The 18,142-nt window shown below is 40.3% G+C and carries 31 protein-coding genes; all 31 read left to right on the top strand.

Going from position 1 to position 18,142, the window contains the following annotated elements:
- Positions 1-63 precede the first annotated feature (63 nt).
- The 31 genes from fusA (at position 64) to rplQ (ending at position 18,008) form a co-directional block, all read left to right on the top strand.
- The gene (fusA, locus tag FTX43_RS04885; protein ID WP_002309841.1) at positions 64-2,151 is read left to right on the top strand and encodes an elongation factor G; all 2,088 of its coding nucleotides are present in this window, start codon (positions 64-66) and stop codon (positions 2,149-2,151) included.
- A 171-nt stretch (positions 2,152-2,322) separates the two neighbouring features.
- Positions 2,323-3,510 carry an elongation factor Tu gene (gene tuf / locus FTX43_RS04890; protein WP_002290442.1) on the top strand — a complete coding sequence of 396 codons (1,188 nt, stop codon included), beginning with the start codon at positions 2,323-2,325 and terminating at the stop codon, positions 3,508-3,510.
- A 402-nt stretch (positions 3,511-3,912) separates the two neighbouring features.
- Entirely contained in the window at positions 3,913-4,221 is a 309-nt protein-coding gene (gene rpsJ / locus FTX43_RS04895; protein WP_002290443.1) for a 30S ribosomal protein S10, read from the top strand.
- A 30-nt stretch (positions 4,222-4,251) separates the two neighbouring features.
- Entirely contained in the window at positions 4,252-4,881 is a 630-nt protein-coding gene (rplC, locus tag FTX43_RS04900) for a 50S ribosomal protein L3 (protein WP_002290445.1), read from the top strand.
- A 27-nt stretch (positions 4,882-4,908) separates the two neighbouring features.
- Entirely contained in the window at positions 4,909-5,532 is a 624-nt protein-coding gene (rplD, locus tag FTX43_RS04905; protein ID WP_147606814.1) for a 50S ribosomal protein L4, read from the top strand.
- Positions 5,532-5,822, top strand: coding sequence for a 50S ribosomal protein L23 (gene rplW / locus FTX43_RS04910; RefSeq protein ID WP_002290449.1), 291 nt, complete (start codon positions 5,532-5,534; stop codon positions 5,820-5,822). The genes rplD and rplW overlap by 1 nt, the downstream gene beginning before the upstream one ends.
- Before the next feature lie 38 nt (positions 5,823-5,860).
- Entirely contained in the window at positions 5,861-6,694 is an 834-nt protein-coding gene (gene rplB / locus FTX43_RS04915; protein WP_002290451.1) for a 50S ribosomal protein L2, read from the top strand.
- A gap of 42 nt (positions 6,695-6,736) precedes the next feature.
- Positions 6,737-7,015: a 30S ribosomal protein S19 gene (gene rpsS / locus FTX43_RS04920; protein ID WP_002288655.1), complete on the top strand. Its 279-nt coding sequence runs from the start codon at positions 6,737-6,739 to the stop codon at positions 7,013-7,015.
- Between the two features lie 22 nt (positions 7,016-7,037).
- Positions 7,038-7,385, top strand: coding sequence for a 50S ribosomal protein L22 (rplV, locus tag FTX43_RS04925; protein WP_002290452.1), 348 nt, complete (start codon positions 7,038-7,040; stop codon positions 7,383-7,385).
- Positions 7,386-7,398: 13 nt separating this feature from the next.
- Complete coding sequence (gene rpsC / locus FTX43_RS04930) at positions 7,399-8,055, top strand: 30S ribosomal protein S3 (RefSeq protein WP_002288659.1); 657 nt, start codon at positions 7,399-7,401, stop codon at positions 8,053-8,055.
- Positions 8,056-8,057: 2 nt separating this feature from the next.
- Positions 8,058-8,492: a 50S ribosomal protein L16 gene (rplP, locus tag FTX43_RS04935; RefSeq protein ID WP_002288661.1), complete on the top strand. Its 435-nt coding sequence runs from the start codon at positions 8,058-8,060 to the stop codon at positions 8,490-8,492.
- A complete protein-coding gene (gene rpmC, locus FTX43_RS04940; protein ID WP_002288664.1) occupies positions 8,482-8,670 on the top strand; it encodes a 50S ribosomal protein L29 in 189 nt (62 codons plus the stop codon). The genes rplP and rpmC overlap by 11 nt, the downstream gene beginning before the upstream one ends.
- A gap of 24 nt (positions 8,671-8,694) precedes the next feature.
- The gene (gene rpsQ, locus FTX43_RS04945; RefSeq protein WP_002288668.1) at positions 8,695-8,961 is read left to right on the top strand and encodes a 30S ribosomal protein S17; all 267 of its coding nucleotides are present in this window, start codon (positions 8,695-8,697) and stop codon (positions 8,959-8,961) included.
- Between the two features lie 57 nt (positions 8,962-9,018).
- Positions 9,019-9,387, top strand: coding sequence for a 50S ribosomal protein L14 (gene rplN, locus FTX43_RS04950; RefSeq protein ID WP_002288669.1), 369 nt, complete (start codon positions 9,019-9,021; stop codon positions 9,385-9,387).
- Between the two features lie 36 nt (positions 9,388-9,423).
- A complete protein-coding gene (gene rplX, locus FTX43_RS04955; protein ID WP_002288670.1) occupies positions 9,424-9,732 on the top strand; it encodes a 50S ribosomal protein L24 in 309 nt (102 codons plus the stop codon).
- Between the two features lie 27 nt (positions 9,733-9,759).
- Complete coding sequence (gene rplE, locus FTX43_RS04960; RefSeq protein WP_002288671.1) at positions 9,760-10,299, top strand: 50S ribosomal protein L5; 540 nt, start codon at positions 9,760-9,762, stop codon at positions 10,297-10,299.
- 18 nt (positions 10,300-10,317) lie between these two features.
- On the top strand, positions 10,318-10,503 hold the full coding sequence (locus tag FTX43_RS04965) for a type Z 30S ribosomal protein S14 (RefSeq protein ID WP_002288673.1): 186 nt from the start codon (positions 10,318-10,320) through the stop codon (positions 10,501-10,503).
- A gap of 35 nt (positions 10,504-10,538) precedes the next feature.
- The gene (gene rpsH / locus FTX43_RS04970) at positions 10,539-10,937 is read left to right on the top strand and encodes a 30S ribosomal protein S8 (protein ID WP_002288675.1); all 399 of its coding nucleotides are present in this window, start codon (positions 10,539-10,541) and stop codon (positions 10,935-10,937) included.
- A gap of 31 nt (positions 10,938-10,968) precedes the next feature.
- Positions 10,969-11,505, top strand: coding sequence for a 50S ribosomal protein L6 (gene rplF, locus FTX43_RS04975; protein WP_002309839.1), 537 nt, complete (start codon positions 10,969-10,971; stop codon positions 11,503-11,505).
- Between the two features lie 160 nt (positions 11,506-11,665).
- Positions 11,666-12,022: a 50S ribosomal protein L18 gene (gene rplR, locus FTX43_RS04980; RefSeq protein WP_002288679.1), complete on the top strand. Its 357-nt coding sequence runs from the start codon at positions 11,666-11,668 to the stop codon at positions 12,020-12,022.
- 20 nt (positions 12,023-12,042) lie between these two features.
- Entirely contained in the window at positions 12,043-12,543 is a 501-nt protein-coding gene (rpsE, locus tag FTX43_RS04985) for a 30S ribosomal protein S5 (protein ID WP_002288681.1), read from the top strand.
- Between the two features lie 14 nt (positions 12,544-12,557).
- Complete coding sequence (gene rpmD / locus FTX43_RS04990) at positions 12,558-12,737, top strand: 50S ribosomal protein L30 (protein WP_002290455.1); 180 nt, start codon at positions 12,558-12,560, stop codon at positions 12,735-12,737.
- Between the two features lie 42 nt (positions 12,738-12,779).
- Entirely contained in the window at positions 12,780-13,220 is a 441-nt protein-coding gene (gene rplO / locus FTX43_RS04995) for a 50S ribosomal protein L15 (RefSeq protein ID WP_002288687.1), read from the top strand.
- Positions 13,220-14,515: a preprotein translocase subunit SecY gene (gene secY, locus FTX43_RS05000; protein WP_002288688.1), complete on the top strand. Its 1,296-nt coding sequence runs from the start codon at positions 13,220-13,222 to the stop codon at positions 14,513-14,515. Before rplO ends, secY begins: the two co-directional genes overlap by 1 nt.
- Positions 14,516-14,576: 61 nt before the next feature.
- A complete protein-coding gene (locus tag FTX43_RS05005) occupies positions 14,577-15,224 on the top strand; it encodes an adenylate kinase (protein ID WP_147606816.1) in 648 nt (215 codons plus the stop codon).
- A gap of 190 nt (positions 15,225-15,414) precedes the next feature.
- Positions 15,415-15,633, top strand: coding sequence for a translation initiation factor IF-1 (gene infA / locus FTX43_RS05010; RefSeq protein WP_002288695.1), 219 nt, complete (start codon positions 15,415-15,417; stop codon positions 15,631-15,633).
- 32 nt (positions 15,634-15,665) lie between these two features.
- Positions 15,666-15,782, top strand: a complete 117-nt coding sequence (gene rpmJ, locus FTX43_RS05015) for a 50S ribosomal protein L36 (RefSeq protein WP_002288710.1) — start codon at positions 15,666-15,668, stop codon at positions 15,780-15,782.
- Between the two features lie 17 nt (positions 15,783-15,799).
- Entirely contained in the window at positions 15,800-16,165 is a 366-nt protein-coding gene (rpsM, locus tag FTX43_RS05020) for a 30S ribosomal protein S13 (RefSeq protein WP_002288713.1), read from the top strand.
- Positions 16,166-16,192: 27 nt separating this feature from the next.
- A complete protein-coding gene (gene rpsK / locus FTX43_RS05025) occupies positions 16,193-16,582 on the top strand; it encodes a 30S ribosomal protein S11 (RefSeq protein WP_002288714.1) in 390 nt (129 codons plus the stop codon).
- Positions 16,583-16,661: 79 nt separating this feature from the next.
- Positions 16,662-17,600, top strand: coding sequence for a DNA-directed RNA polymerase subunit alpha (locus FTX43_RS05030; RefSeq protein ID WP_002288715.1), 939 nt, complete (start codon positions 16,662-16,664; stop codon positions 17,598-17,600).
- 27 nt (positions 17,601-17,627) lie between these two features.
- On the top strand, positions 17,628-18,008 hold the full coding sequence (gene rplQ, locus FTX43_RS05035) for a 50S ribosomal protein L17 (protein ID WP_002288716.1): 381 nt from the start codon (positions 17,628-17,630) through the stop codon (positions 18,006-18,008).
- Positions 18,009-18,142 lie beyond the last annotated feature (134 nt).

Below are 18,142 nucleotides of genomic sequence, written 5' to 3' on the forward strand. Positions count from 1 at the left end.
TCGACCTCAGATAGTGTCCTTATTTTTAGCAACTAGATAGTAAAGAGAGGAGAAACAAGGAGAATGACCAGAGAATTTTCTTTACAAAACACTCGTAATATCGGTATCATGGCCCACATTGATGCTGGTAAAACGACTGCTACTGAACGTATCTTGTACTATACTGGTAAAATCCATAAAATTGGTGAAACTCATGAAGGAGCTTCACAAATGGACTGGATGGAACAAGAACAAGAACGTGGTATTACGATCACTTCTGCTGCTACTACAGCACAATGGAAGGGTCATCGAATCAACATCATCGACACACCAGGACACGTAGACTTCACAGTTGAAGTTGAACGTTCATTGCGTGTACTTGATGGTGCTGTAACTGTTCTTGATGCACAATCAGGTGTTGAACCTCAAACTGAAACAGTTTGGCGTCAAGCAACAACTTACGGTGTACCTCGTATCGTATTTGCAAACAAAATGGACAAGATTGGTGCTGACTTCTTATATTCAGTATCAACTTTACATGACCGTTTGCAAGCAAACGCTCACCCAATCCAATTACCAATTGGTGCGGAAGACGACTTCACAGGAATTATCGACCTTGTAACAATGAAGGCTGAAATGTATACAAACGATCTTGGAACAGAGATTGAAGAAACAGAAATTCCTGAAGAATACCGCGAATTAGCTGAAGAATGGCGCGAAAAATTGGTTGAAGCTGTAGCTGAAACTGATGAAGAACTTACTTTGAAATACTTAGAAGGTGAAGAAATCACTGAAGCTGAGTTAAAAGAAGGTATCCGCCGCGCAACAGTTAACGTAGAATTCTACCCAGTACTATGTGGCTCAGCATTTAAGAACAAAGGGGTTCAATTACTATTGGACGCTGTTCTTGATTACTTGCCATCACCGTTAGATATCCCAGCAATCAAAGGGATTGACCCTAAAACTGATGAAGAAGTAGAACGTCCTGCAGACGACAGCGCTCCTTTCTCAGCTTTAGCATTTAAAGTTATGACTGACCCATTCGTAGGTCGTTTAACTTTCTTCCGTGTGTACTCTGGTGTTTTAAAATCAGGTTCATACGTACAAAACGCAACAAAAGGCAAACGCGAACGTGTTGGTCGTATCCTACAGATGCATGCCAACTCTCGTTCAGAAATCTCTGAAGTTTACGCTGGAGATATCGCTGCTGCTGTTGGTTTGAAAGACACAACTACTGGGGACACACTGTGTGATGAAAAGAATCTAGTTATTCTTGAATCAATGGAATTCCCAGAACCAGTTATCCAAGTCGCTATTGAACCTAAATCAAAAGCTGACCAAGATAAAATGGGTGTGGCTTTACAAAAACTATCTGAAGAAGATCCTACTTTCCGTGCTGAAACAAACGTGGAAACAGGCGAAACAATCATCGCTGGTATGGGTGAACTTCACTTAGATATCATCGTTGACCGTATGCGTCGTGAATTCAAAGTTGAAGCTAACGTAGGTGCGCCTCAAGTATCTTACCGTGAAACTTTCCGTGCCGGCACTCAAGCCGAAGGTAAGTTTGTACGTCAGTCTGGTGGTAAAGGTCAATACGGTCACGTATGGATCGAATTTACACCAAACGAAGAAGGTGCTGGTTTCGAATTTGAAAATGCGATCGTCGGTGGGGTTGTTCCTCGTGAATACATTCCAGCTGTTGAAACTGGTTTGAAAGATGCTATGGAAAATGGTGTCTTAGCTGGCTATCCATTAGTAGATATCAAAGCTAAACTTTACGATGGTTCATACCATGATGTCGATTCAAATGAAACTGCCTTCCGTGTTGCTGCTTCTATGGCATTACGTGCAGCAGCTAAGAAAGCTAATCCAGTAATCCTTGAACCAATCATGGCTGTAGAAGTTGTTATCCCTGAAGATTACTTAGGTGATGTTATGGGTCACGTAACTGCTCGTCGTGGACGTGTTGAAGGTATGGAAGCTCGCGCTGGCGGCCAACAAGTTGTTCGTGCGATGGTTCCACTTGCTGAAATGTTTGGTTATGCTACAACTCTTCGTTCTGCTACTCAAGGTCGTGGTACATTTACAATGACATTTGACCACTACGAAGATGTACCAAAATCAGTACAAGAAGAAATCATTAAGAAAAACGGCGGAAAAGCTGAATAATTTCTTAAAACCGGATAGTCCTGCAAAGAGATTATCCAAAGAGACTATATTTTTAATATAGTTTCGTGTAAAATAATTATCGATGATATGGGCATGTGATGTACCTAGTGTACATCATATACCTATCAGACAAATAAAAAATATATTGTATTTTTAGGAGGACATTTTAAAATGGCAAAAGAAAAATTTGACCGTTCTAAACCACACGTTAACATTGGTACTATCGGACACGTTGACCATGGTAAAACTACATTAACAGCTGCAATCACAACTGTACTATCTAAGAAAAACGGCGGCCAAGCTATGGCTTACGATCAAATCGATGGTGCTCCAGAAGAACGCGAACGCGGAATCACAATCTCAACAGCTCACGTTGAGTATGAAACAGATACACGCCACTACGCTCACGTTGACTGCCCAGGACACGCGGACTACGTTAAAAACATGATCACTGGTGCTGCTCAAATGGACGGAGCTATCTTGGTAGTTTCTGCTGCTGACGGCCCAATGCCTCAAACTCGTGAACACATCCTATTGTCTCGTCAAGTTGGTGTTCCTTACATCGTTGTATTCTTGAACAAAGTAGACATGGTTGATGACGAAGAATTACTAGAATTAGTTGAAATGGAAGTTCGTGACCTATTAACAGAATACGAATTCCCTGGTGACGATGTTCCTGTAGTTGCTGGTTCAGCTTTGAAAGCTCTAGAAGGCGACGCTTCATACGAAGAAAAAATTCTTGAATTGATGGCTGCAGTTGACGAATACATCCCAACTCCAGAACGTGACAACGACAAACCATTCATGATGCCAGTTGAAGACGTGTTCTCAATCACTGGACGTGGTACTGTTGCTACAGGTCGTGTGGAACGTGGACAAGTTCGCGTTGGTGACGAAGTTGAAGTTGTCGGTATTGCTGAAGAAACTTCAAAAACAACAGTTACTGGTGTTGAAATGTTCCGTAAATTGTTAGACTACGCTGAAGCTGGAGACAACATTGGTGCTTTACTACGTGGTGTTGCACGTGAAGACATCCAACGTGGACAAGTTTTAGCTAAACCAGGTACAATCACACCTCATACAAAATTCTCTGCAGAAGTATACGTGTTGACAAAAGAAGAAGGTGGACGTCACACTCCATTCTTCACTAACTACCGTCCACAATTCTACTTCCGTACAACTGACGTAACAGGTGTTGTTGAATTACCAGAAGGAACTGAAATGGTTATGCCTGGCGACAACGTAACAATGGAAGTTGAATTAATCCACCCAATCGCTATCGAAAACGGTACTAAATTCTCAATCCGTGAAGGCGGACGTACAGTTGGTGCCGGTGTCGTTACAGAAATCAAAGCTTAATTGATTTAAGCAAAACTAAGCAACATTTATTCGGACGTAATCGCTTGGAATGAAGATCTCAGGATCTTTGTTCCGAGCTTTTTTATTTATTGTAGGATCAGGGAAAAAGACAGGAGCATTATAATAGAAGAAACACGAAATAAAAGAGTCAGTATTTTCTAAATGAAACTTTATGAAAACAAAATGTTTTTTACAAGAAAAAGCCTTGCGTTGTGAGTTTATATATATTATAATGACAAAGGTGCGTTTACTTTAGTGAATTGCACAGACGTAATCAGATTGATTTCGTCGGCTAAGAAACGAGAGGTTGCGACACGCCCGGACGCTTTGCCACGAACGAGCGTGACGGAAATTTTCGTGGAGCTATGTCTACTTTTCAAAATAGGCGAAGGAGGGAACAAGATGGCAAAACAAAAAATTCGTATCCGTTTAAAAGCGTATGAACACCGTATTTTAGATCAATCAGCGGATAAAATCGTGGAAACTGCAAAAAGAACTGGAGCTAGCGTGTCTGGTCCAATTCCATTACCAACTGAACGCAGTCTTTACACAATCATTCGTGCGACTCATAAATACAAAGATTCACGCGAACAATTCGAAATGCGTACACACAAACGTCTTATCGACATTGTGAACCCAACACCAAAAACTGTTGATGCTTTGATGAAGCTAGACTTACCATCTGGTGTAAACATCGAAATCAAATTATAAAACTAAAACAAAAATAATGGAGGTGTACTCATGACCAAAGGAATCTTAGGGAAAAAAGTGGGAATGACACAAATCTTCACTGAATCTGGTGAATTAATTCCAGTTACTGTTGTAGAAGCTACGCCAAACGTAGTACTACAAGTGAAAACAATGGAAACGGATGGCTACGAAGCTATTCAAGTTGGTTACCAAGATATGCGTGAAGTTTTATCAAACAAACCTGCGAAAGGTCATGTTGCAAAAGCAAACACGGCTCCTAAGCGCTTCATTCGTGAATTCAAAAATGTTGAGCTAGGAGAATATGAAGTAGGAAAAGAAATTACAGTAGATGTTTTCCAAGCAGGAGACATTATTGATGTAACAGGTACTACGAAAGGTAAAGGATTCCAAGGGGTTATCAAACGCCATGGACAAAGCCGCGGACCAATGGCTCACGGTTCTCGTTACCATCGTCGTCCTGGGTCAATGGGTCCAGTTGCACCTAACCGTGTATTCAAAAACAAACGTCTTGCTGGCCGTATGGGTGGCAACCGCGTAACTATCCAAAACTTGGAAGTTGTACGTGTAGATGCAGAAAGAAATGTTATCTTGATCAAAGGTAATGTTCCTGGAGCGAAAAAATCTTTAATCACTATCAAATCAGCTGTGAAAGCTAAATAATTGTAGGAAGAAAGGAGGAACTAAGGAATGCCGAATGTAGCATTATTCAAACAAGATGGAAGCCAAAACGATGAAATCACACTTAACGAAGAAATCTTCGGAATTGAACCTAATGAAAGTGTTGTTTACGATGCAATCGTAATGCAACGTGCGTCATTAAGACAAGGAACACACGCGGTTAAAAACCGTAGCGCTGTTCGTGGCGGTGGACGTAAACCATGGCGTCAAAAAGGAACAGGTCGTGCACGTCAAGGATCTATCCGCTCACCACAATGGCGTGGAGGTGGCGTAGTCTTTGGACCAACACCACGTTCTTACAGCTACAAACTTCCTAAAAAAGTTCGTCGTTTAGCAATGAAATCTGTATTGTCAGAAAAAGTTGCTGAAAACAACTTGGTAGCAATCGAAGGCTTGAACTTCGACGCACCAAAAACAAAAGAATTCAAACAAGTTCTTGCTAACTTATCTATCGACTCTAAAGTATTGGTTGTTCTAGAAAAAGGTAACGACTTTGCTGCTTTATCAGCACGTAACTTACCAAACGTTTCTGTAGTAACTTCTGATAATGTGAGTGTGCTAGACGTTGTATCAAATACAAAAGTGTTAGCAACACAAACTGCTCTTACTCAAATTGAGGAGGTGCTTGCATAATGAACTTACTAGACGTAATCAAACGCCCAGTGATCACTGAAAAATCAATGCTTGCCATGGACGACAAGAAATACACTTTTGAAGTGGACACTCGCGCAAACAAAACTTTAGTAAAACAAGCGGTAGAAGCTGCTTTTGACGTTAAAGTCAAAAACGTGAACATCGTGAACGTACGTGCGAAATTCAAACGTATGGGCAAATATGCAGGATATACAAAAAAACGTCGCAAAGCGATCGTTACATTGACTGAAGATTCAAAAGAAATCCAATTATTCGAAGCTGCTGAATAAGCGCTAATAGATAACTCATTAAATTAGGAGGGAAAAACGTGGCGATTAAAAAGTACAAACCTACCTCAAATGGTCGTCGTAACATGACAGGTTCTGATTTTGCTGAAATCACAACATCAACACCTGAAAAATCATTGTTACAACCATTGAAAAACCATGCTGGACGTAACAACAACGGCCGCATCACTGTACGTCATCAAGGTGGCGGACACAAACGCCAATATCGCGTGATCGACTTCAAACGTAACAAAGACAACGTTGTTGCAACTGTTCAAACGATCGAATATGATCCAAACCGTTCAGCTAACATCGCGTTAGTACACTATGAAGATGGAGTGAAAGCTTACATCTTAGCACCTAAAGGACTAGAAGTGGGTATGAAACTTGTTTCAGGTCCAGAAGCAGATATCAAAGTCGGAAATGCTCTTCCATTAGAAAACATTCCAGTTGGTACTGTTATCCACAACATTGAAATGAAACCTGGTAAAGGTGGACAATTGATCCGTTCTGCTGGTACAAGTGCTCAAGTACTTGGTAAAGAAGGCAAATACGTATTGATCCGCTTGAACTCTGGTGAAGTTCGTATGATCTTAGCTGCATGCCGCGCAACAATCGGTTCTGTAGGTAACGAACAACACGAATTAATCAACATCGGTAAAGCTGGACGCTCTCGTTGGATGCGTAAACGCCCAACTGTACGTGGTAGCGTAATGAACCCTAATGATCACCCACACGGTGGTGGTGAAGGTAAAGCTCCTATTGGACGTAAAGCACCAGTTTCTCCTTGGGGTCAACCAGCTCTTGGTTACAAAACTCGTAACAAAAAAGCTAAATCAGACAAACTTATTGTTCGTCGTCGCAAAAATAAATAATTACTTTGACCATGTGTCGCACATTTTGAGAGGAGGTTCACCATGGGTCGTAGTTTAAAGAAAGGACCTTTTGTCGATGAGCATTTAATGAAAAAAGTTGAAGCTCAAGCAGGGGTTGAAAAGAAAAAAGTTATCAAAACTTGGTCACGCCGTTCAACAGTTTTCCCAAGTTTTGTTGGATATACCATCGCAGTTTATGATGGACGTAAACATGTACCAGTTTACATCCAAGAAGACATGGTAGGACACAAATTAGGTGAATTTGCACCTACAAGAACTTATCGTGGACATGCTGCTGACGATAAGAAAACGAAACGCTAATTTGAGGGGAGGATAAATCCAAATGGCAGAACAAATCACATCAGCTAAAGCAACTGCAAAAACAGTTCGCACTTCACCTCGAAAAGCCCGTTTAGTAATTGACCTTATCAGAGGTAAAAGTGTCGCAGATGCAATTTCAATCTTGAAATTCACACCAAACAAATCTGCTGGAATCATTGAAAAAGTATTGATGTCAGCAGTTGCGAATGCAGAAAATAACTTTGACTTAGATGTTGAAAACTTGGTAGTAACCGAAGCTTTTGTTAACGAAGGACCTACAATGAAACGTTTCCGTCCTCGTGCAAAAGGATCAGCTTCTCCAATCAACAAACGTACAAGTCATATCACGGTAGTCGTATCAGAAAAATAAGGAGGGATAATCAGTGGGTCAAAAAGTACATCCAATTGGAATGCGTGTAGGCATCATCCGCGACTGGGATGCTAAATGGTATGCTGAAAAAGAGTATGCTGAGTTCTTACACGAAGATTTAAGAATCCGTAAATTTATTTCAACTAAACTTGCTGATGCTGCTGTATCAACAGTTGAAATCGAACGTGCAACAGGTCGCGTAAACATTTCAATTCACACAGCTAAACCAGGTATGGTTATTGGTAAAGGCGGTTCTGAAGTCGAAAGCCTAAGAAAAGAATTAAACAAATTAACTGGTAAAAGAATCCACATCAACATCGTGGAAATCAAAAAACCAGATCTAGATGCAAAATTAGTAGGTGAAGGAATCGCACGTCAATTAGAAAACCGTGTTGCTTTCCGTCGCGCTCAAAAACAAGCGATCCAACGCTCAATGCGTGCTGGCGCTCAAGGTATCAAAACTCAAGTATCTGGTCGTCTAAACGGAGCAGATATCGCTCGTTCAGAAGGATACTCAGAGGGAACTGTTCCTCTTCATACTTTACGTGCGGACATTGATTACGCATGGGAAGAAGCAGATACAACATACGGAAAACTAGGAGTTAAAGTGTGGATCTATCGTGGAGAAATTCTTCCAACTAAAAAAAACACTGAGAAAGGAGGGAAATAATCATGTTAGTACCTAAACGTGTAAAACACCGTCGTGAATTCCGCGGAAAAATGCGCGGGGAAGCTAAAGGCGGAAAAGAAGTAGCATTCGGTGAATACGGTTTGCAAGCTGTTGATTCACATTGGATCACAAACCGCCAAATCGAAGCTGCTCGTATCGCAATGACTCGTTACATGAAACGTGGTGGGAAAGTATGGATTAAAATTTTCCCTCACAAATCTTATACTGCCAAAGCAATTGGGGTACGTATGGGTTCTGGTAAAGGGGCACCTGAAGGATGGGTTGCACCAGTAAAACGTGGTAAAATCATGTTTGAAATCGCAGGCGTTCCTGAAGAAGTAGCTCGTGAAGCGTTACGTCTAGCTTCTCACAAATTACCAATGAAAACTAAGATCGTAAAACGTGAGGAAATGGGTGGTGAATCGAATGAAGGTTAAAGAAATCAGAGAATTAACCACTGCCGAAATGCTTGATCAAGAAAAACAATTAAAAGAAGAATTGTTTAATCTTAGATTCCAATTAGCAACAGGTCAATTAGAAAACACTGCACGTATTAAAGAAGTACGTAAATCGATTGCACGCATCAAAACTGTGTTGCGTGAACAAGCTAAGTAATTATGGAAGGAGGCCATTAAGCGTATGACTGAAGGAAGAAATCAACGCAAAGTTTATCAAGGTCGCGTGGTTTCAGACAAAATGGATAAAACAATTACCGTTGCTGTCGAAACAAAGAAAAACCACCCTATCTATGGCAAACGCATGAACTATTCTAAGAAATACAAAGTGCATGATGAAAACAACACAGCAAAAGTTGGCGACATCGTGAGAATTATGGAAACTCGTCCATTATCAGCTACAAAACGTTTCCGTTTGTTGGAAGTAGTCGAAGAAGCAGTTATTATCTAATAACACGAGATTTTCCTATATAGATTGAATGCAAAATCTGAAAGGAGGATACACAACGTGATCCAAGCAGAAAGTCGTTTAAAAGTCGCTGATAACTCAGGCGCACGTGAAATTTTGACGATCAAAGTCCTTGGTGGATCTGGTCGTAAAACTGCTAACATCGGTGATGTGATCGTTGCTACGGTTAAACAAGCAACGCCAGGTGGGGTTGTCAAAAAAGGTGACGTCGTTAAAGCCGTTATCGTTCGAACAAAATCAGGAGCTCGTCGTACAGACGGTTCATATATTAAATTTGATGAAAATGCTGCAGTGATTATTCGTGATGATAAAAGCCCTCGTGGAACACGTATCTTTGGGCCAGTTGCACGTGAACTACGTGAAAACAACTTCATGAAGATCGTTTCACTAGCACCAGAAGTTTTATAATCTTGAGACACTTATCAAAGGAGGTGCGAAACAGTTATGTTTGTTAAAAAAGGCGATAAAGTTAAAGTTATCACTGGAAAAGACAAAAACAAAGAAGGCGTTGTACTAGCAGCGTTCCCGAAAAAAGATAAAGTTATTGTCGAAGGTGTAAATGTCGTTAAAAAACACCAAAAACCTTCTCAAGCTGCTCCTCAAGGTGGAATTGTTGAGATGGAAGCGCCAATTCATGTTTCTAACGTGATGGTGGTTGACTCTACTGGTGTAGCTGGCCGAGTTGGCTACAAAGAAGTAGACGGCAAAAAAGTCCGTGTTTCTAAAAAAACCGGTGAAGTTTTAGATAAATAAAAGTTTAAGGAAGGAGGGTCTTACTGAATGAACCGCCTAAAAGAAAAATATCTTAAAGAAGTAACTCCATCATTGATGGAAAAATTTAACTATAGCTCTGTTATGCAAACACCTAAAGTTGAAAAAATCGTCATCAACATGGGTGTTGGTGATGCGGTATCAAACGCTAAAAACTTAGATAAAGCAGTTGAAGAATTAACTTTGATCACTGGTCAAAAACCAATGATTACAAAAGCTAAAAAATCAATCGCTGGATTCCGTTTACGTGAAGGAATGCCAATTGGTGCAAAAGTTACATTGCGCGGAGAAAGAATGTACGAATTCTTAGACAAATTGGTTTCAGTTTCACTACCACGTGTACGTGACTTCCATGGTGTAAGTAAAAAAGCCTTTGACGGTCGTGGAAACTATACTTTAGGTATTAAAGAACAATTGATCTTCCCAGAAGTAGATTATGATTTAGTAGATAAAGTACGTGGTATGGACATCGTTATTGTAACAACAGCAAACTCTGATGAAGAATCTCGTGAGTTGTTGACACAATTAGGCATGCCATTCCAAAAATAATTAAAGGAGGCGAACTACGTGGCTAAAAAATCAATGATTGCTAAAAACAAACGTCCTGCAAAATTTTCAACACAAGCTTATACTCGTTGCGAACGTTGCGGACGTCCACATTCAGTTTATCGTAAGTTCCATCTTTGCCGTATTTGCTTCCGCGAACTTGCCTATAAAGGTCAAATTCCCGGCGTGAAGAAAGCTAGCTGGTAAAAAGTAAATTCGCATAAGAAGGAGGTAAAAGATCAATGGTCATGACAGATCCAATTGCAGATTTTCTAACTCGTATCCGTAACGCAAACATGGTTAAACATGAGTCTTTAGAAGTACCTGCATCAAAAATTAAACGTGACATCGCTGAAATCTTGAAACGTGAAGGTTTCGTTCGTGATGTTGAATACATCGAAGATGACAAACAAGGCGTGATCCGTGTTTTCCTAAAATTTGGTAAAAACGGCGAACGTGTTATCACAAACTTAAAACGTATCTCTAAACCAGGTTTGCGTGCTTATGTCAAAGCTGACGAAGTACCAAAAGTATTGAACGGTTTAGGTATCGCAATCATTTCGACTTCTGAAGGTGTTGTCACTGATAAAGAAGCTCGTGAAAAAAATATCGGCGGCGAAGTTATCGCTTACGTATGGTAATCAAGTAGAATCTACAAGGAGGTGTCTTTAAGTGAGCCGTATCGGAAATAAAGTCGTTGTTATCCCTGAAGGAGTAACAGTTACTCAAGAAGGAAACAACGTTACAGTTAAAGGACCAAAAGGTGAATTGACTCGTACTTTCTCAGCAGATATCAAAATGAATATCGAAGGAAACGAAGTGACTTTCACTCGTCCAAACGACAGTAAAGAAATGAAAACAATTCATGGAACAACTCGTGCGAACTTCAACAACATGGTTGTAGGTGTCAGCGAAGGTTTCCAAAAAGCGTTAGAACTAATCGGGGTTGGGTACCGTGCACAATTACAAGGATCAAAACTTGTATTGAACGTTGGTTACTCACATCCAGTAGAAATCACACCACCAGCTGGAGTAACTGTTGAAGTACCAGCTAACACACAAGTAATTGTTAAAGGTGCGAACAAAGAAGAAGTTGGCGAATTAGCTGCAAATATTCGTGGAACTCGTCCTCCAGAACCTTATAAAGGTAAAGGTATTCGTTATGTTGGCGAATATGTACGCCGTAAAGAAGGTAAAACTGGTAAATAATCGTTTAGAAAAATTGCATAGAAGCCAGCAGCAGGAAAAAGGCATTTGGCTGAAGTTTACCTTCAAAAAAATAAATTTTTACTTGTGCCGCAGCTTCTATTTTTCGAAACGTATTTACTGCTTGAAATAGTAGTACAATAAAAATAAAGAGGTGACAATTGTGATTACAAAACCAGATAAGAACAAAACACGTCAAAAGAGACATCGTCGTGTACGTAACAATATCTCTGGTACTGCTGAGCGCCCACGCTTGAACGTTTTTCGTTCTAACAAAAACATCTACGCTCAAATTATTGATGACGTAGCGGGTGTAACGCTAGCAAGTGCCTCTACCTTGGATAAAGAAATTTCAGGTGGAACAAAAACAGAAGCAGCACAAGCTGTCGGTAAACTAGTTGCTGAACGTGCAGCTGAAAAAGGCATTAAAGTAGTAGTCTTTGACCGTGGTGGATACCTTTACCATGGCCGTGTGCAAGCTTTAGCTGAAGCTGCTCGCGAAAATGGACTAGAATTTTAGAAGAAGGAGGAATACCATTCATGGTTTATATCGATCCAAAACATTTGGAATTAGAAGACCGCGTTGTTGCAATTAACCGTGTGACAAAAGTTGTTAAAGGTGGACGTCGTCTACGTTTTGCTGCTTTAGTTGTTGTCGGTGACAAAAACGGACACGTAGGATTTGGTACAGGTAAAGCTCAAGAAGTTCCTGAAGCAATCCGTAAAGCAATTGAAGATGCGAAGAAAAACTTAGTTGAAGTACCTATGGTTGGTTCAACAATCCCACACGAAGTAATCGGTGCTTTTAGTGGTGGTAGAATCCTAATGAAACCTGCTGTAGAAGGTTCTGGGGTTGCTGCTGGCGGACCAGTTCGTGCCGTATTAGAATTAGCTGGGGTAGCAGATATCACTTCTAAATCTTTAGGCTCAAATACACCAATCAACGTTGTTCGCGCAACAGTTGAAGGTTTGAAACAATTGAAACGTGCAGAAGAAGTTGCAGAACTTCGCGGCAAATCAGTTGAAGAATTAATCGGATAAGGAGGACAACAATAATGGCTGAATTAAAAGTTACTTTAAAACGCAGTATTATCGGACGTCCTCAAAACCAACGCGATACAGTTAAAGCGTTAGGTCTTACAAAGATTAACAGTTCAGTGGTTAAGCCTTCTAATGAAGCAATTAAAGGCATGATCAATACTGTTTCTCACCTAGTGGACGTTGAAGAAGTTTAATTAAAAAAATCAGAACTAGAATATTAAGGAGGTGCCAAACCTATGAAACTTCATGAATTAAAACCTGCTGAAGGTTCACGCCAAGTACGTAACCGTGTTGGTCGTGGTACTTCATCTGGTAACGGAAAAACTGCCGGACGCGGACAAAAAGGACAAAAAGCCCGTTCAGGCGGTGGTGTGCGTTTAGGATTTGAAGGGGGACAAACACCATTGTTCCGTCGTTTACCAAAACGAGGATTCACAAACGTGAACCGTAAAGACTATGCAGTCATCAATCTTGATGTATTGAACCGCTTTGAAGACGGAGCTGAAGTAACTCCTGTTGCTTTAGTTGAAGCTGGAATCGTGAAAAACGAAAAAGCTGGAATCAAAGTATTAGCTAACGGGGAACTAAACAAGAAATTAACTGTGAAAGCAGCAAAATTCTCTAAAGCAGCTCAAGAAGCAATTGAAGCGGCTGGTGGATCAATCGAGGTGATCTAATGTTTAGACTATTAAAAGATGCTTTTAAAGTAAAAGACATTAGATCGAAAATCCTATTTACTGTATTTGTGTTGTTTGTATTTCGCCTAGGTGCACATATCACTGTACCAGGCGTAAATGCTGCTTCATTGCAAAACCTTTCTTCTTTGCCATTTTTCAACATGTTGAACTTGGTAAGTGGTAGTGCGATGCAAAACTTCTCCATTTTCTCAATGGGGGTTTCACCATACATTACTGCTTCTATCGTCATTCAGCTTCTTCAAATGGACATCGTGCCTCGATTTGTTGAATGGTCGAAACAAGGGGAAGTTGGTCGTAAAAAATTGAATCAAGCCACTCGATATCTGACATTAGTATTGGCATTTATCCAATCTGTCGGTATCACTGCTGGATTCAATCAATACGCTCAATTAGGTTTCGTGAATAATCCTAACGTAGCAACTTACGTAACGATCGGTTTGATTCTAACAGCCGGTACGATGTTTGTTACTTGGCTAGGAGAACAGATCACAGAAAAAGGTATCGGAAATGGCGTATCAATGATCATTTTTGCAGGGATCATTTCTAGATTGCCTGAAAGTATCAGAGAAATTTATGAAGATTACTTTATAAATATCGATCCTTCAGACATATGGAAATCTGCTATTTTTGTGGCCATTTTATTAGTAGCGGTCTTATTGATCGTGACATTCGTAACATTTTTCCAACAAGCTGAACGCAAGATCCCGATTCAATATACGAAACGCGTCGCTGGCGCGCCTACAAGCAGCTATCTGCCGTTGAAAGTAAATGCAGCTGGAGTTATTCCAGTTATCTTTGCTAGTTCGTTTATTGCTACGCCAAATGCTGTTTTACAAGCATTGAGTGGTAGATTCGGTTCTGAAAACTGGTATAAAGTGATGATGGAGATCTTTAACTATAATACAGCACCTGGTGCTACGATTTATACGATTCTGATCGTTGCCTTCACTTTCTTCTACGCCTTTGTACAAGTAAACCCTGAGAAATTAGCGGAAAACTTGCAAAAGCAAGGAAGTTATATACCAAGCGTACGCCCTGGTAAGGGGACTGAAGAGTATGTCTCAAGATTACTGATGCGCTTAAGTACAGTTGGTGCAGTCTTCCTTGGTTTAGTGGCATTGCTTCCAATCATTGCTCAAATGGTTTGGGATCTTCCACAATCAATCGGATTAGGCGGTACAAGCTTACTGATCGTTATCGGTGTAGCTTTAGAAACTGCGAAACAGTTAGAAGGCTTAATGCTGAAACGTAAATATGTTGGATTCATTGAGTAAGAAAGCGTGTTGAGGTTCTTCCTCAACACACGTTCTCACACATTTATTAGGAGGGAAAACAATGAACCTCATTTTAATGGGGCTGCCAGGCGCAGGTAAAGGAACACAAGCTGAAAAAATCATTGACGCTTATGGTATTCCGCACATCTCAACAGGAGATATGTTCCGCGCAGCGATGCAAAACGAAACAGCTCTTGGCCTGGAAGCAAAGTCTTATATGGATAAAGGTGCATTAGTTCCTGATGAAGTAACAAATGGAATCGTGAAAGAGCGACTAGCTGAATCAGATACAGAGAAAGGCTTCTTATTAGACGGCTTTCCACGTACACTAGATCAAGCAAAAGCTCTGGACGCAATGCTAAAAGATTTGAATAAAAAAATTGATGCTGTCATCGATATCCATGTTGGTGAAGAAATCTTGGTCGAACGTCTAGCCGGCCGATTTATCTGCAGCAATTGTGGAGCAACTTACCATAAAATTTTCAACCCTACAAAAGTTGAAGACACATGTGATCGTTGCGGTGGGCATGAATTCTATCAAAGAGAAGATGATAAACCTGAGACGGTTAAAAATCGTCTGGCTATCAACATCAAAAATAGTGAACCAATCTTGGCTTATTATAAAGAACAAGGTTTGCTAAACACTATTGATGGTGCTCGTGAAATCGATGCTGTATTTGCAGATGTACAAAAAATCATTGAAAAATAGCACGATTGCCCGTAGCCGACTTGCATTATGCAGTTACTCTTGTCAAGTTCAATAAATTATGATAGAATATGTCAGTCCGACTTCTAGAGAATCCTCTAGATGATCCATTTTGAGAATTTTGAGGTGGGAACTGCAGTTTCCGCCATTTTATCGTGTGAAAATGCGAAACAAGTACAAGGAGGTACTGTGCGTGGCAAAAGAAGATATGATTGAAGTCGAAGGTACAGTCGTCGAAACTTTGCCGAATGCAATGTTTAAAGTTGAACTAGAAAACGGACACCAAGTTCTTGCTACTGTTTCAGGTAAAATTCGTATGCATTACATCCGTATCTTACCTGGTGACAAAGTAACGGTTGAATTGTCTCCATACGATCTTAACCGTGGCCGTATTACTTATCGCTTTAAATAATTGTACTCCGTAAAACTACAGGAGGTATTATCATGAAAGTAAGACCATCAGTAAAACCAATGTGCGAACATTGTAAAGTAATTCGTCGTAAAGGACGCGTTATGGTGATTTGCCCAGCAAATCCAAAACATAAACAACGTCAAGGATAATTGGAGGTGCTATAAATATGGCTCGTATTGCAGGAGTAGATATTCCTCGTGATAAACGTGTGGTAGTTTCACTTACTTATATCTATGGTATTGGTAACACTACTGCTAAAAAGATCTTAGCTGATGCTGGTGTATCTGAAGATGTTCGCGTTCGTGAATTAACGAATGAACAAACAGATGCTATCCGTGCGGAAGTAGATAAATTAAAAGTTGAAGGGGATCTTCGTCGTGAAGTGAACTTGAACATCAAACGTTTGATGGAAATCGGTTCTTACCGTGGAATCCGTCATCGCCGTGGATTGCCTGTTCGTGGACAAAACACGAAAAACAATGCACGTACTCGTAAAGGCCCAGCTCGCGCTATCGCTGGCAAGAAAAAATAATTCTTAAGTGAAGGAGGTTAAAACTTCATGGCAGCAAAAAAAGTGAATCGTAAACGCCGTGTGAAGAAGAATATAGAAGCAGGTATTGCACATATCCATTCTACATTCAATAACACTATCATCATGATCACTGATACTCACGGAAATGCATTAGCGTGGTCATCAGCTGGTTCATTAGGTTTCAAAGGAAGCAAAAAATCAACTCCTTTTGCCGCTCAAATGGCAGCAGAAACTGCTACAAAAGCAGCAATGGAACACGGATTAAAGACTGTTGAAGTAACAGTTAAAGGACCTGGTTCTGGACGTGAAGCAGCAATTCGTTCATTACAAGCTACAGGTTTAGAAGTGACTGCAATTCGTGACGTGACTCCAGTTCCTCATAATGGTGCCCGCCCTCCAAAACGCCGTCGTGTTTAATGAGTGCCGCTCATTTTGAGTTTTATCAGTAACGTCATTGAACAAGACACTTTTCGTTTTGAAAGGGGTAAAGATAAGAATGATTGAGTTCGAAAAACCAAGAATCGCAAAAATTGATGAAGAAAAAGATTATGGCAAGTTCATCGTTGAACCTCTTGAAAGAGGGTATGGGACTACTTTAGGGAATTCCCTACGTCGTATTTTATTATCTTCTTTGCCAGGTGCTGCCATCACTAATATTCAAATCGATGGTGTACTGCATGAATTCTCTACCATCAAAGGTGTTAGAGAAGACGTCACTCAAATCATCTTGAACATTAAAGGCTTAGCGCTGAAAATGTATGGCCAAGAAGAAAAAACCCTTGAAATCGATATTACCGGACCTGCTACAGTAACTGCTGGCGATATTATCGTTGATAGTGATGTAGAAATTCTTAACAAAGATATGTACATCTGTAGTGTCTCTGAAGGAGCTACGTTCCATGCTCGCTTAACAGTGAAACCTGGACGTGGTTATGTTCAAGCAGATGAAAATAAAAAAGAAGATATGCCAATTGGCGTTCTTCCAGTCGATTCAATCTACACACCTGTTCGTCGTGTGAACTATCAAGTTGAGAACACACGTGTTGGACACCGTGAAGATTTTGATAAATTGACGATGGAGATTTGGACAGATGGTTCAATCGAACCGTTGGAAGCAATGAGTTTATCTGCGAAAATCATGACTGAACATTTGGATATTTTTGTGAACTTAACTGATGAAGCAAAAAATGCTGAAATCATGGTCGAAAAAGAAGAAACACAAAAAGAAAAAATGTTGGAAATGACAATCGAAGAGTTAGACTTGTCTGTTCGCTCTTACAATTGTTTGAAACGTGCAGGAATCAATACTGTACAAGAACTTACAAATAAATCTGAGCCTGAAATGATCAAAGTCCGTAATTTAGGACGTAAGTCATTAGAAGAAGTTAAAGCAAAATTGCACGACTTAGGTTTAGGTTTACGTAAAGAAGATTAAAACCTTTTACGAAGGAGGGAAACCAACGTGAGTTATCGTAAACTAGGACGCACATCTAGCCAACGTAAAGCGATGTTGCGTGATTTAACAACTGATTTATTAATCAACGAACGTATTGTGACTACTGAAGCTCGTGCGAAAGAAGTTCGCTCAACTGCAGAAAAAATGATCACTTTAGGTAAACGCGGAGATTTGCATGCACGTCGTCAAGCTGCGGCTTTCGTACGTAATGAAGTTGCCAGCGTGCGTGAAGAAAATGAGGACATCGTCATTGAATCAGCTTTACAAAAACTATTCAACGATATTGCACCTCGTTACGCAGAACGTCAAGGCGGATACACACGCATTTTGAAGACAGAACCAAGACGCGGTGATGGTGCACCAATGGTTGTCTTAGAACTTGTCTAAAATCACACTAATAACATCACTTTATAGATGATTCTTTTAGAGTGTTATGATGTTGGAAGATATTTTTCCGAGTCTAGCTCAGCGCTGCTCCTCAAGCGAATATCGCTTGGGGAGTAAGCACTCATCATAAAGTG

The organism is Enterococcus sp. DA9, from assembly GCF_008000875.1.
Classification (GTDB): Bacteria; Bacillota; Bacilli; order Lactobacillales; family Enterococcaceae; genus Enterococcus_B; species Enterococcus_B lactis.

Coding starts and splice junctions, on each gene's coding strand:
- fusA (WP_002309841.1), top strand. CDS start 64: ATGACCAGAGAATTTTCTTTACAAAACACTCGTAATATCGGTATCATG.
- tuf (WP_002290442.1), top strand. CDS start 2,323: ATGGCAAAAGAAAAATTTGACCGTTCTAAACCACACGTTAACATTGGT.
- rpsJ (WP_002290443.1), top strand. CDS start 3,913: ATGGCAAAACAAAAAATTCGTATCCGTTTAAAAGCGTATGAACACCGT.
- rplC (WP_002290445.1), top strand. CDS start 4,252: ATGACCAAAGGAATCTTAGGGAAAAAAGTGGGAATGACACAAATCTTC.
- rplD (WP_147606814.1), top strand. CDS start 4,909: ATGCCGAATGTAGCATTATTCAAACAAGATGGAAGCCAAAACGATGAA.
- rplW (WP_002290449.1), top strand. CDS start 5,532: ATGAACTTACTAGACGTAATCAAACGCCCAGTGATCACTGAAAAATCA.
- rpsS (WP_002288655.1), top strand. CDS start 6,737: ATGGGTCGTAGTTTAAAGAAAGGACCTTTTGTCGATGAGCATTTAATG.
- rplV (WP_002290452.1), top strand. CDS start 7,038: ATGGCAGAACAAATCACATCAGCTAAAGCAACTGCAAAAACAGTTCGC.
- rplP (WP_002288661.1), top strand. CDS start 8,058: ATGTTAGTACCTAAACGTGTAAAACACCGTCGTGAATTCCGCGGAAAA.
- rpmC (WP_002288664.1), top strand. CDS start 8,482: ATGAAGGTTAAAGAAATCAGAGAATTAACCACTGCCGAAATGCTTGAT.
- rpsQ (WP_002288668.1), top strand. CDS start 8,695: ATGACTGAAGGAAGAAATCAACGCAAAGTTTATCAAGGTCGCGTGGTT.
- rplX (WP_002288670.1), top strand. CDS start 9,424: ATGTTTGTTAAAAAAGGCGATAAAGTTAAAGTTATCACTGGAAAAGAC.
- rplE (WP_002288671.1), top strand. CDS start 9,760: ATGAACCGCCTAAAAGAAAAATATCTTAAAGAAGTAACTCCATCATTG.
- rpsH (WP_002288675.1), top strand. CDS start 10,539: ATGGTCATGACAGATCCAATTGCAGATTTTCTAACTCGTATCCGTAAC.
- rpsE (WP_002288681.1), top strand. CDS start 12,043: ATGGTTTATATCGATCCAAAACATTTGGAATTAGAAGACCGCGTTGTT.
- rpmD (WP_002290455.1), top strand. CDS start 12,558: ATGGCTGAATTAAAAGTTACTTTAAAACGCAGTATTATCGGACGTCCT.
- rplO (WP_002288687.1), top strand. CDS start 12,780: ATGAAACTTCATGAATTAAAACCTGCTGAAGGTTCACGCCAAGTACGT.
- secY (WP_002288688.1), top strand. CDS start 13,220: ATGTTTAGACTATTAAAAGATGCTTTTAAAGTAAAAGACATTAGATCG.
- FTX43_RS05005 (WP_147606816.1), top strand. CDS start 14,577: ATGAACCTCATTTTAATGGGGCTGCCAGGCGCAGGTAAAGGAACACAA.
- rpmJ (WP_002288710.1), top strand. CDS start 15,666: ATGAAAGTAAGACCATCAGTAAAACCAATGTGCGAACATTGTAAAGTA.
- rpsM (WP_002288713.1), top strand. CDS start 15,800: ATGGCTCGTATTGCAGGAGTAGATATTCCTCGTGATAAACGTGTGGTA.
- rpsK (WP_002288714.1), top strand. CDS start 16,193: ATGGCAGCAAAAAAAGTGAATCGTAAACGCCGTGTGAAGAAGAATATA.
- FTX43_RS05030 (WP_002288715.1), top strand. CDS start 16,662: ATGATTGAGTTCGAAAAACCAAGAATCGCAAAAATTGATGAAGAAAAA.